This is a genomic window from Nostoc mirabile CHAB5784, from assembly GCF_020829645.1.
GTDB lineage: Bacteria > Cyanobacteriota > Cyanobacteriia > Cyanobacteriales > Nostocaceae > Nostoc > Nostoc mirabile.
Window position 1 is genome coordinate 26,021 of sequence record NZ_JAIVFS010000015.1, and the last position, 13,596, is coordinate 39,616.

General features: G+C 40.8%; 5 protein-coding genes. 3 read left to right on the forward strand and 2 right to left on the reverse strand.

The features are described 5' to 3' along the window. Positions 1–64 precede the first annotated feature (64 nt). Positions 65–1,393 (forward strand): hemolysin family protein, encoded by a 1,329-nt coding sequence (locus LC653_RS12400; RefSeq protein WP_229494761.1) that lies wholly within the window; start codon positions 65–67, stop codon positions 1,391–1,393. 91 nt (positions 1,394–1,484) lie between these two features. Here the strand turns inward: LC653_RS12400 and LC653_RS12405 are convergent, their stop codons facing one another. Together LC653_RS12405 and LC653_RS12410 are read right to left on the reverse strand one after the other, a co-directional pair. Then, positions 1,485–2,666: an aldo/keto reductase gene (locus LC653_RS12405; protein ID WP_229494762.1), complete on the reverse strand. Its 1,182-nt coding sequence runs from the start codon at positions 2,664–2,666 to the stop codon at positions 1,485–1,487. A 555-nt stretch (positions 2,667–3,221) separates the two neighbouring features. Then, positions 3,222–9,182: a non-ribosomal peptide synthetase gene (locus LC653_RS12410; protein WP_229494763.1), complete on the reverse strand. Its 5,961-nt coding sequence runs from the start codon at positions 9,180–9,182 to the stop codon at positions 3,222–3,224. 1,280 nt (positions 9,183–10,462) lie between these two features. On the opposite strand from LC653_RS12410, the gene LC653_RS12415 reads away from it, so the two are divergent. Beyond that, complete coding sequence (locus tag LC653_RS12415) at positions 10,463–11,905, forward strand: sugar transferase (protein ID WP_229494764.1); 1,443 nt, start codon at positions 10,463–10,465, stop codon at positions 11,903–11,905. A gap of 169 nt (positions 11,906–12,074) precedes the next feature. Then, the gene (locus LC653_RS12420) at positions 12,075–13,514 is read left to right on the forward strand and encodes an oligosaccharide flippase family protein (protein ID WP_229494765.1); all 1,440 of its coding nucleotides are present in this window, start codon (positions 12,075–12,077) and stop codon (positions 13,512–13,514) included. Positions 13,515–13,596 lie beyond the last annotated feature (82 nt).

The following is a 13,596-nucleotide window of genomic DNA, read 5'->3' on the forward strand; positions in this document are numbered from 1 at the left end:
GCACCTTTAATACTAGATACTAGGTATTGAGCTACGTTCGCTCTGATAAGCGGCAATTTTAAACATGTCCTCCATAACTTTTGAAATTTTAATCATTTTGGTGCTAATTATTGCCAACGGTGTGTTTTCTATGTCTGAGATGGCGATTGTCTCAGCCCGGAAAGTTAGGCTACAACAGCTTGCTAATCAAGGAGATGTCAAGGCAAAGGCAGCACTGAAACTAGCTGAGTCTCCAAATCATTTTCTGTCAACTGTTCAAGTAGGTATTTCCCTGATCGGTATCCTGACTGGTGCTTTTGGAGGAGCAACAATTGCCAACCGATTGGCAATCTATGTAAAACTTATGCCCTTGTTAGCACCTTATAGTGAACCGCTATCTTTCGGAATAGTGGTTTTGCTTATTACCTATTTGTCACTCATTGTTGGCGAATTGGTACCGAAGCGTCTGGCATTAAACAACCCAGAAAGGATTGCATCGATTGTAGCGATTCCTATGCAAGCCTTGGCGGCGATCGGTTCTCCAGTAGTCTATCTCTTAAGCGCTTCTACAGATTTGATCCTGCGAGTGCTGGGAATTACAGCTTCTACCGAGCCGCAAGTTACCGAAGAAGAAATTAAAATTTTAATTGAGCAAGGCACCGAGGCGGGAACCTTTGAGGAAGCTGAACAGGATATGGTGGAGCGAGTCTTTCGTTTAGGCGATCGCCCTGTGAGCTACTTAATGACACCCCGTCCCGATATTGTCTGGCTGGACTTAGACGACTCTGCCGAAGAAAATCGCCAAAAAATGGTTGATAGTGCCTATTCTCGGTATCCAGTTTGTCAGGGGGGACTTGACAATGTGCTGGGTGTTATGCCAGTTACCGACTTATTAGCCAGGAGTTTCCGAGGAGAACCGCTAGATTTAACAGTGGGATTGCGACAGCCCGTATTCGTGCCAGAAAGCACCCGTGGTTTGAAAGTTTTGGAATTGTTTAAGCAAACCATCACTCACATGGCGCTAGTAGTCGATGAATATGGCGTAATTCAAGGATTAGTCACTCTCAACGACATTATGAGCGAAATCGTGGGTGATGTTCCTTCAACAGATGGGCAGGATCAACCACAAGCTGTGCAACGCGAAGATGGTTCCTGGCTTTTGGATGGGATGTTGCCTGTAGAGGAGTTTTTGGAACTTTTCGGTATGGAAGAGTGGAAATCTCAGGAGAGCGGCAGTTATCAAACCTTAGGTGGTTTTGTGATCACGCATTTAGGTCGTATTCCTGCCGCAGCAGATCATTTTGAATGGCAAAGTATGCGAATTGAAGTGATGGATATGGATGGTAACCGCGTTGATAAGGTGCTAGTCGTACCAAAGGGAAGTAAATCACCCGATACGGCAAAATCTGATTAGTATTGGGCATCGGAAATAGGGCATTGGGCATTGAAAATTATTGTTTACTATTTCCCATGCACCATTCCCCATGCCCCATTCCTACAATTTGTCAAGTCTTCGATAGACGTTGGATGGCCTCACCTGCCAACATTTGATGTGTTTGTTCCAAAACTTGAGGGATTTTATCGGCGTGGGGATTGCGGGCGAGACATTGCCGCAAGTCTAATTCGTTTAGCCGATCAGCTTTGTTACCAGGAAACCAATGGCTGGCATTACCAAGCAGGTTGTAACGCATTTTAGCGTAGTCTACCAGATCATAGGCGATCGCTAGATTTCGCAGCCACAAAATTACCCGAATATTTACCTGACCAGGGGTTTGGTCAAAGGTTGGTAGATTTGTCTGCCAGGATTTTACCCAATCTTCTCCCAAAGTAGCGATCGCTTCTTCTTCCAACCTTGCTAAAATCGGCGGTAAAATTTCTGATGCCCGATCTACTAATTCTAAAGTCTTCAGGTGTTCATCAAAATCTTCTGGTTTTGCTGCTCCCAAACTCAGAGTATGCACCTCTTGATGACTCAAACAAAACAAATCATTAAACACCATTGGACTCAAAGGGGCGCAAAGACTTACTAATTTTTGCGGTGGTTTATATAATAAACCTCCTTTATCAGATGGGCTAATAATAAATACCCCCATATCGTGGCGTTTAGCTGCTTCAATTGCTGCCCAATTCCATTGATTAATGTAGTACCAGTGCAGATTCACGTAATCAAATAAATTGGTATTAATTGTCTGCACAATCATATCTGTTGATCCGTGTGTGGAAAAGCCAATAAATCTAACTTTTCCCTCTGCTTGCAACTGCTGCGCTACTTCCAAACATCCACCGGGACGGATGCTGTCATTTAACGACTCAGCATGATTGATGCCATGCAACCCTAAAAGGTCAACATAATCTAGTTGGAGATTTTGCAATGATTGTTCAAATGTCTCGCGGAATTCTTTCGCATCTGCCTTTGGGCTGACTTTGGTCTGAACAATCAATTTTTCGCGGGGAAACTTGGGCAATATTCTCCCTAATTGCATTTCGGAAGTGCCATAACCACGAGCAGTTTCAATATGATTAATCCCAACCTCAACTGCCCTTCTAATAGTCGCTTCCAGATTCGCCTGGTTATCAGCAGGAATTTCATTATTGGGAACATCTTCCCATTTGAACTGATATCTCATGCCACCGCAGGAAAACACTGGCATCTGTAATTCTGTGCGTCCAAATCGTCTATATAGCATCAGTAAATTGTGGATTGCTTACCAACTTAAAATCTAAAACAACAGCCATTCAAGGCTACAGTGCCACAATAACTACCTCTGTTCAATCTGTGACACTAGCATGATTCATCGCATATTAAATTGGTCAGGTCTTTTGGTTATTGGACTGCGACCAGTATTCCAGTTCCACAAAATAATTATCTCATCCTAGTTAGCATTAGCAAGCATTTCTCTATTATTCTCCCAATTGGTGTTTAGGCTAAGTACAGCTTTGCGTAAATTCGTAGCGATTTGAGGGTTAAAATTTAAACGCAGAGGGGAGGCAGCGCGTTGCGGGGGTTCCCACGGCAGTCGCTCATGGGGGAAACCCCCAAGACCCAATACAGTTCAGTTAAGCATTTTTTCCTTCTCTCTGTGTTCTCTGCGCCTCTGTGGTTCGTTAAAAAATTTGATTTCACAAAGGGTTTTAGCCTTAACCCAAGCGTATTGCCCCAAAACCCGGCGAATAAATTCGCCTGCGGCTTGCCCCCATAAATAAATTTAGTTGCTCTGCACGCCGCGACTTATTTGGTCAGATTAATTCTTTGGAGACTGCGCTTGGATTAAGCAATTTCTCAATGTTTCGGCTAACACCTGTACATGCGGTTCATTAAGTTGGCCAAGGTGAGATCCAGGAACGTAATGGATATCTAATCCTCCAGCAACTACTTCGCCCCAGCCGAATTGAGGATCGTATTGTGTGCCTATAGCTTCGTCCCGATTTTGATCTTCTGTTCGCAAGAGGATAGCTCGACCAGGGTAAACTGGGAAAATATATTCATTAACGGCTTGAGTGTTAGCATCTATAATTTTTAAGTGCTTGTCACTTACAGGTATATCTAGTGCCACTTCCAAGTAACGGTCGTATGTATTCTGGAGATGAGACTTACGCCAATAACTCCATCTCACAACCCTTTGCCAAAGGTAGGCTGGCCCTTGTTGAACAATATTATTTAAATGCAAGAAAACTCGCTTGAGAAATGACGCCCGCCAGCTATAACCTCGACGACAACTATCAAGCATAATTAGAATACCAACTTGTTCGCCTTGCTCTTGGAGTTGCCGAGCCATCTCGAAAGCAACTACACCCCCAAAAGAATAACCTCCCAGAAAATAAGGGCCATTGGGTTGAAGGGTCTGAATTTCTTGAATGTAATGAGTTGCCATGTCTTCAACCCGTGTATGGAAAGGATGTTTTCCATCTAACCCTTGTGGTTGTAGTCCGTAGAATGGTTGGTCTGGCCCCAGATGCTGTGCCAATTCACGGAAACACAAGACTTCTCCACCTAGTCCGTGAATACAGAAAAAAGGTGGCTTGGAACCATTGGGTTGAATTTCTACCAAGGATGACCAAGTAGTTATTGATTCGTCTAAGGTATTTACTAAAGCCTTGTTTGCTGCTAAATCTTCTTGACAAATTATTTTGGCTAGAGCCTCTACAGTTCCTGACTGGAAGAGAATGGCAAGAGGCAGATTTTTATTAAATGTCTTCTCAATCTGCCAAAACAGTTTTACTGCTAAGATGGAGTGCCCTCCTAGCTCAAAGAAGTTATCGTTGACGCCAATGGGCTGGACACCTAAAGTTTGTTCCCAAATCTCTGTTAACTGGCGTTCCACCTCATTGCGGGGAGCAACAAACGTAGCTTCCGACCCTTGCCTTGATGAGTCGGGTGCAGGTAAGGCGCGGCGGTCTACCTTGCCGTTGGGGGTTAGAGGCATGGTGTCTAGCAAGACGAAAGCCGAAGGGAGCATGTACTGTGGGAGCTTTGTCAAGAGGAAGCTCCGTATCTCACTAATTGTGGATGCCCAGTCTTGATTCGGGATAATGTAAGCCACTAAACGTTTATCCCCAGGAACATCTTCACGGGCAATTACTACAGTTTGAAGTACATCTGGGTGTTGGGCTAACACCGTCTCAATTTCCCCTGGCTCAATGCGTATCCCACGGATCTTAACTTGATGATCTCGGCGACCGAGAATTGCTAGAGAGCCATCTGGACGATAGCATCCGCGATCGCCTGTATAATAAAGCCAATCTCGTTCGTCATTCCGATAAAGGTTTTTGACAAATCGAGAACGGTTTTCTTCTTGAGTATTTATATAACCCAAAGTGCGGAATGGCGTTCGTATAACGATCTCGCCTGGTTCACCTATGCCACACAGTTGGTTATTTGGTGTTAAAACTAGTGCTTGGGTTTCAGGAAGCGGCAATCCTACTGGCTGTACCCCAGGTTTACACTCAACAGGTATTTTGTAATAACACTTCGCCAAAGTTGTCTCTGTCGGCCCATAGAGATTGACAATTTCACCTGATTCGGGAAAAGCATCGCGCCACCGATATACCAGTGTCTCTTTGAGAGGTTCTCCAGCAAAGAACAACCAGCGTAAGTTACGTAGATAGACTCCTGACGGCACATTAGCTAACCATGATTGCGCCAGCGATGGAACTGTATGCAGCACAGAAATTTGCTCATGTTCCAAGTAATTTAGAATTTTAGTTGGTTCTAGGTTATGCCCTTCCTCTGGCAAACACAGGGTTGCACCACTAGTCAAAGGTAAGAAAATATCTCTGAGAACTACATCAAAGGAAAGACCTGTCAATTGGGCAACCCGGTCTTGCTGACCAATTTCAAATGTTTGCCTCTGCCAGTTGAGAAAATGCGCCATCCCTTTGTGACATCCCAGCACCCCTTTAGGTACGCCAGTGGTGCCAGAAGTAAAGAAAATATAAGCTGGATCATCGGCAGCGATTTCAGGCAATTTTATTGCTTTACTGCTATTTTGGGGTGAATTTATCGCTTCTCCTGTGTCTGGGTTTACACGTATAATAATTAAAGATTTGTATATTTCTTCATCTTCTGGATACTGACTATCAATATATAATATATATTTAGCTTTAGCTTCCTTTAACATGATCTGGTGGCGTTGGCATAGCCCACTAAAGGTATCGCTGGGAAGTTTCGGATCGAGAGTCAGTAGAACACCGCCACTCAAAAGTACAGCGTTCATACTCGAAATCAGTGCAAAGCTTCGTGTCCCGAACACGGCTACAACATCTCCCCGTTCCACTCCGTGAGACAACATCACCCGTGCTAAAGCTTGAGCGCTTTTGCCCAATTCGCCATAGTTCCAAGTGCGATATCCTTGACGAAGTGCCGAATGTTCTGGGGTGCCATTTACCCAAGAGGTAAACATTGTTGTTACTAATTCGTACCTCGGTTCTGGCAAAACCGCCCTTGCTTCTGGTAGCAAAGTTCGGGCTTCTAGTGTGACAAGAGAATACAAACTAATCTGGCATTCCGTTGCAGCAACAATTTGATTCAACAAATGATGGAATTGATGCAGCATTTCCATCATCCGCTCTGAAGTAAACAGATCAGTGTTGTAGACTAAATCAAGTTGGATTCCCTGGTTTTTTTCTGTTACATACAAAGTTAAGTCGAATTTGGAAGCTGTTTCTAACATCGAGATTGGTTCTACAGCCACCCCAGGTAGTTCCAGTTGGATATCTCTTAAGTTGAGCATATTAAACCACACTTGAAACAGTGGGTTACGGCTGGTATCTCGCTTTGGTTGCAGTTCTTCTACCAGTTTCTCGAAGGGCATGTCTTGATGGGCATAAGCACCTAATGCCATCTGGCGAACTCGACTCAGCACTGAACGAAAACTGGGGCTGCCGGAAAAATCAGCCCGTAAAACGACAGTATTAATAAAAAATCCGATTAACCCTTCAATTTCAGAACGGTTACGTCCAGCAATGGGAGAACCGATGAGAATATCTTCTTGCCCAGTGTAGCGGTGCAAGATTGTCCCAAAGGCTGCCAGCAAGGTCATGAATAGGGTGACACCTTCCTGACGCGAGAGTTCTAGAAGCGATGCACTCAGAGTCTGCGGTAGCATGAGGGATTCGGCCGCCCCCTGGTAAGTTTGCACTGGTGGACGTGGCCGGTCGGTAGGCAATTCCAGTACAGTATTAGCACCTGCTAACTGGGTTTTCCAGTAGTTTATTTGGCTGGAGAGGACTTCACCCGATAGGCATTGGTGCTGCCAAACAGCAAAATCGGCATACTGAATGGGTAATTTTGCCAGGGGAGAAGGCTTACCGCTCAATAAGGCTTCATAAAGGGATGCTAACTGCTGCCAGAGAATGCCCATTGACCAGCCATCTGAAGCGATGTGGTGCATCACTAACAAAAGTATCTGCTCCTGTTCGTCTATCTGGAGCAAGCTAGCTCGCAGCATTAAGTCAGATTCTAAGTTGAAGGGGCGTTGCGCCTCTTGATTTAGGAGAGATTGTACCTGCTCCTGGGTTACTTTAATTATCTTGAGTTCAACTGGCCGAGGCTTACGAATAACTTGTATGGGGCTACCATCCGGCGATGTAATAAAGTTTGTTCGCAGTGCCTCGTGATGAATAACGATCGCATCTAGTGCCTGTTGCAATATACTCGTGTTGAACTCGCCCGTTAAGCGCAGTGCATTGGAGATGATATAAGCTGGGCTGTTAGGTTCCAACTGCTCCAAAAACCACACTCGCTGCTGGGCAAAGGATAAAGGGATTGACTCCCGGTTGGCTATTGGGGAAATAATCTGGTTGTGGGGATCATTTTCTTGAATCTGGGTTTGAGCTATCGCTTGAGCTAAACTAGCGATCGTTGGATTTTCAAATAAGATTTGCAACGGCATTTCTATCTGAAAGGCTTGGCGAACCCTAGACATGACTTGAGTCGCCAGCAGTGAATGGCCTCCCAATTCAAAAAAATTGTTGTGAATGCCTACTTGTTCCAAACGCAAAACTTTTACCCAGATGTTAGCTAAGACCTCTTCTGTAGCATTTTGGGGTGGGACAAAGTTAGTTGACACAAGATCAGATGTATGCAGTGCAGGTAAAGCGTAGCGGTCTATTTTGCCGTTGGGGTTTAATGGCAAGGTGTCTAAAAATACAAAAGAGGCAGGCACCATATATTCAGGCAACCGACCTTGCAAAAAGCGACGCAATTCAACCTGACTAGGAATTTGCTCTGGGTTGGCAACAATATAGGCTACTAGTTGCTTGTTACCAGGAACATCCTCTCTAGCTATGACTAGAGTCTGTGTTAGTGACGGATGTTGTCCTAATATCGCTTCAATTTCTCCTAATTCAATTCGGAAGCCACGAATTTTCACTTGGTGGTCAATCCGACTAAGGAACTCGATATTACCGTCTGGTAGAAAACGTGCCAAATCCCCAGTTTTGTAAAGACGTGCCCCAACTTCAGAGCTAAAAGGGTTGAAAATGAACTTCTCTGTGGTTAATTCAGGACGGTTAAGATAGCCTCGCGCTAGACCAATGCCGCCAATGTGCAGTTCACCTGATTCACCAACAGGCACAGGCTGCAAATTTTCATCAAGGATGTAAATCTCTGCATTAGCAATAGGGCGACCAATGGGAGCAATGGTATAACTAGTGCCGCGCTGACAAGTCCAGAAGGTGGCATCAATAGAAGCTTCTGTGGGGCCATAGCAATTATGGAAAACATTGTCCAAATTCAGTTGGGCAAAGAAGTGGTCTATGAGTTCGCTAGGTAAAGCTTCACCACCGCAGGTAATATGCCTGAGAAATCGACAATTCTCAATTCCCTTCTCTTCCAGTAAGACACGCAGTATAGAAGGTACTAAGGCCAAGACAGTGATTTGCTGCTCAATAATCGCCTTCACAAGGTAAGCAGTATCTTGCTGTCCACCAGGGCGAGCCAGGATCAATTGCCCCCCAAAGCACAATGGCCAGAATATTTGCCACACTGAGGGGTCAAAGCTAAAAGAAATAGTCAGTAAAACTTTATCTGCTGGAGTTAATCTAAAGGTTGTTTGCCGCCAGTATAGTTGATTGCAGATACCACGATGAGGGATCATTACACCCTTGGGTTGTCCTGTAGAACCAGATGTGTAGATTACGTAGATGAGGTTATCAGCCATCGTTTGATTTACAGGATTTTCTTGATTGTTTTGGGTGTTACCTTGCCAGTTTGAGTCTAGACAAACCACTTGCGTCTGATGCGGTGGTAGGTTCTTGACCAATTTCTCTTGCGTTAATAACACTGGTATCTGGGTATCTGATAAGATGAAGGCTAAACGCTCTGGGGGATATGCCGGATCTAAAGGCACATAAGCACCTCCAGCTTTGAGAATACCCAGTATTCCTACGATCATCTCCAAGGAGCGCTCCAGGCAAATGCCCACAAGTACTTCAGGCCCAACTCCCAAAGTACGTAGGTAGTGCGCTAGTTGATTCGCCCGCTTATTTAACTGCTGATAAGTAAGTTGTATATCTTCAAATACTACAGCAATTGCATAAGGCGATCGCTCTACTTGCATCTCAAACATCTGATGGATGCACAGATCGTGATCAACTACTTGAGTGTCATTACATGCCTCTAGAATTTGAGTGCCGATGATGTGAGTTAAAGTATTTAACGGAATATTTTGCTTATACTCTGGAGTCTGGCTATTTATCTGCATTTTTTATATATCAACTCCATCAACAAATACGTTTGTTTTAATTTATTATTTATTGTAAATGTTTTTATACAAATTTTCTGTTAGTTTGCACATTAATGAATGCCCTCAGGATACAAGCCTAGCTAGGCTTAAGGGCAGTCTGGTGCGCGAAATGCTTCTGGTTTACAGTACCCAGGCTAATTATATGCATTTTCAAAGATAATTGATACTTAAAACTCTAGCTACTCGATTTTTCTCTAATATAATAATCACCAACTTTTTACCAAGCATTTTATTTTTAAACTAAAATTTTAAAAATGCATTTAAATTTAAAAAATTGCCTGATTGCATTGTTGAGGTACAGTCAGGGAGAAGGATTTAGTTTCCGAATTTACGTTTACTTTACAAATATTTTTTTTGCTTTTTTGTATAAATATATGGTTCAAACACAATCACTGAAAAGACTTTATCTTTTTTTCCGAAAATTTGCTGAAGGAAAAAATAATTATTACCGAATCTTCATTGTGTTTATTCAAATGTAAAAATACTGTAAAGCTAAAAAATTGATTCTCTCTCAGTAGGTAAAAATGTCTATAATGCAGAGATGACAAGGCTCACAGATATCAAACAGTGTTGATATTACTTTCTTTATAACCAAATTCTCTGGAGATGCCCATGAAACTTACTCAAGCTCAATCACGACAACAAGTTTTGTAAAGTTTTGTAACAATAATCAAATTTTTGATGCATTTTGTTCTATCTTATGTGTGTAAGTTTTATTAATCAGTAATTATGCGTAAACAAACAGAGAAGTTTTAAGCAAAGCTGAATTAGTCTAGCTAAACATGCTACAGTAATTTCCGAAGGCATATCATCTATATAGAAGTGGAAATCTGCAATCAAACTGTAGTAAATCAGTTCAAGTGTTACGCACCTTAAACATCCTTTCTAGTATTTTTACCTGACCTACTTGATTATTTACGTCAGGGATTTTATTCAACTATTAAGTTAACTCACCAAAAAATCCTTTTTTTGGCATCAAAGCTCAAAATTTCCAGCCTAAATTGGATTCTAGCCTGCAACAAAAGCTAAGTATCTGGGTAGTAACCGCACTCAAACCGACCCTGGAAGATGCTTTTGATCAAGAATTTAAAGAAAGTTAGTGCGAAGAAAATAAATGGTTAATAGTAGGCTACAAAGTCCAGGTTTTTTTGAAAAAAAAATGTGAGATACCCCATTTTTCTTACTTAAATATAAGCTTCCATCAAAGAAATTTTAACTACACCAAGTGTTTCTAAACTATGAGTAATCAAAGCATTACAACAAGTAAATTTAATGAAGTGCCTCTAGATTTACGTGCATCTTCATTTGCCAGGGTACGCAAGGGTTCGTGGTGGTTGAGATTAACAACATTATTTTTAGTAGACTATACTCTTTTATCCTTGGCTTGGGTTTTAGCTGGATATCAATCTTCTTATGGGCATTTGACTTCGTATATACAGAGTCATTATTTGCCGATTTTAATAACTATTGGGATTCAAATAGGCTCATTAGCTATCGAGGGTATTTATCGAGAAGGTCAAAAACGCTATGACTATTTCAACATTATAAAATCGCTAACTTTTGCTCATGGATTAATACTCCTAGTTTGTCTTTTATATAAGCCAGTTATTGATATTACACGTCCAAGATTAATATTATTATCTTGGTTGCTAAGTATATTATTTATTTGTACTGGTAGGTACACTATAAATATTACTTTGGAATATCTGCGGAAGCAGAAAAAAATAGTTCGTTCTTCTGTCTTCATTATTTGCGATCCTCAAGACCATGAGCAAATAGCTAGCTTTATAAAAAAAGAAAAACATTATATTGTATCTGGAACGGCTAATGCTAGCTCATTAGATAGATATAAACGTCAACAAACATTGAATCAACTTAATGAATTAGGTGTAACAGAAGTTTTTATATCTTGGGATGCTCTAAAAAATAGAATGTTTTTATGCTGGTTATTTCAAGCATCTGGCATCCAAGTACATATTTTGCCGATGGAATTAAAACCAATTTATAAAAACATAGAATTTAATAAAATAGGGGGAATGCCTTGTTTGAGTTTGGATTGTCCGATAATTACAGGGAAAGATTTTTGGATAAAGCGCAGTTCTGATTTTTTCTTCGCGACTTTATTTGTAATGTTATCATTTCCTATTTATATAGCTATAGCTATAGCTATCAAATTGGACTCTCCCGGCACAGTATTTTACAGACAAACTCGCATAGGTTTACATGGGCAACAGTTTAAAGTATGGAAATTCAGAACGATGAGGTCTGATGCAGAAAAATTCCAGAAAGAATTAGAAGCATTAAATGAAACTAAAGATGGGATTATCTTTAAAATTAAAGACGATCCTCGCATTACCCGTGTTGGAAAATTCCTTCGACGTTACAGCTTAGACGAATTACCTCAACTATTTAACGTTATCCTTGGAGAAATGAGTATAGTAGGACCTCGCCCTTTACCTATTAGAGATGTAGATAAGTTTTCTGAACATCATTTTATTCGCCATGAAGTTCTACCTGGTATTACAGGTCTTTGGCAAGTCTCAGGTCGCTCGGATATTTTAGATTTTGAGCAAGTGATAAATCTTGATCTTAACTACATCGAAAATTGGTCGCTTCGGTTAGACTTTGAAATTCTCCTCAAAACAGTTATGGTAGTTTTGAAAAAAGAAGGTGCCTACTAATTAGATTTTCTACTTTGCTGAGTGATTAACTACCTACTTAAGGGCGATAAAAGGTTTTGCGTTAACTACTCAAGCTTCTAACGATATATCCGAAAAAAATTCCAGTTATGAGATATATAGGTATTGGCGATTCAAAATGAGCGAATTAAGGTGAATTAATAATTTAAGAATGGTAGAAAAGTACAAATTCATAAGTAATTCTCTCTCAATGATAGTCAATCGGTTAGCGCAAAGCATAACAGCTTTTGTATTAACCGCCGCTATTGCTCGTAATCTAGGAGCTGAAGCTATAGGTCAGTATCTACTAGCCTATAGCTACTACTTTATCTTTGTGGGCATTGCTTCACAGGGACTAAAGATATTGTTTACAAGAGAACTAGCCTGCGAACCACAAAAAACATCAGTTTATTTGATGAGTGGTACCTGCCTACAGTTAATATTTAGTTTGCTCAGTTATGGGGCGTTGGTGATTGTAGTATTTTTACTTCCCTATAGTTCCAAAACCTCGACTCTTTGCTACATAATGGGCTTAACGATAATTCCCTTTGCACTTTCCAACGTAACAGAGGCAATTTTCCAAGCTAAAGAGAAGATGCATTTGATTGCCATTGCTACAGTGCCAGTGTATGTATTACGCCTAATAATAATGATCTGGGCAATGCACCTGAAGTATGGAATTGAAAGTCTGGGAGGGATACTATTTTGTTCGGAAACATTAATTCTCGTAATTGAATGGATTATAATCACACAATTAGTCAAAATACAATGGCAAATTGATAAAGAGTTTGTATGGAATACAATTAAAATCTCACGGACATTTTTTGCTATTGAAGCAATAGCTGTAATCAGTAGTAGAATCGAAATCTTGATTCTTTCATTGTTAGGAAATGAATTTTTAGTAGGTCTTTTCGGTGCAATCCTACAATTACTACAACCATTTTTAATTATTGCCAACAGTATAACTGTAGCAATGTTTCCAAGGCTCTCAAAAGTAGTAGATCAAGGACGGGAAAAGCAGCAGCAAATCACTGAAAGCTTTATTGAAATTTTACTAACGATGGGATTACCCTTATTCATTGGATTGTTATTTTTTGGTAAAGATTTACTGATTTTTATTTATGATTCTAGCTTTGCTCAAGCAAGTTTAGCTCTTAGTATAAGCGCTATGTCACTGCTTTTGTTGCCCTTCACACGCACACTTTGCTCTCTACTTGTAGCCAACCACTTTGAGATAGTGAACCTGCGTGAACTGGTTATTACAACTACATTAGGAAGTTTGGGAGGTGTAGCATTAGTTTCTCGATATCAGTTAGTAGGTGCAGCTATAATGGCATTGCTAATGACTATTATTGCCTTTAGCCAGTATGTTTACTTCACTTATACTCTCCTATTTCCATTAAATTTATGGCGAGTTATTCGCCGTCCTGTTATAATAAGCACTTTGATGCTATTTGTATTCTTAATTTTAAAAACAATCAATTTAGACTTTTTATTCACTCTAATTATTGCGATTTTCTCCTATATTTTATTTGTTATTTTTCTGAGCATTCATGTTTTAGGCGGAATTCATATTGTAAGGAAAAAAATTGTAAAAATGATGAAGTTTTAATAGCCCAACCTGCTTATAAAACAGGAAAGCATAACAGATAACAAAAGCAATGAATATTGAATATCTTCAATCAAAAAAATCA

What these genes read in the sequence shown, in the direction of transcription:
- LC653_RS12400 (WP_229494761.1), top strand. Translation starts at nt 65, where the DNA reads ATGTCCTCCATAACTTTTGAAATTTTAATCATTTTGGTGCTAATTATT.
- LC653_RS12405 (WP_229494762.1), bottom strand. Translation starts at nt 2,666, where the DNA reads ATGCTATATAGACGATTTGGACGCACAGAATTACAGATGCCAGTGTTT.
- LC653_RS12410 (WP_229494763.1), bottom strand. Translation starts at nt 9,182, where the DNA reads ATGCAGATAAATAGCCAGACTCCAGAGTATAAGCAAAATATTCCGTTA.
- LC653_RS12415 (WP_229494764.1), top strand. Translation starts at nt 10,463, where the DNA reads ATGAGTAATCAAAGCATTACAACAAGTAAATTTAATGAAGTGCCTCTA.
- LC653_RS12420 (WP_229494765.1), top strand. Translation starts at nt 12,075, where the DNA reads ATGGTAGAAAAGTACAAATTCATAAGTAATTCTCTCTCAATGATAGTC.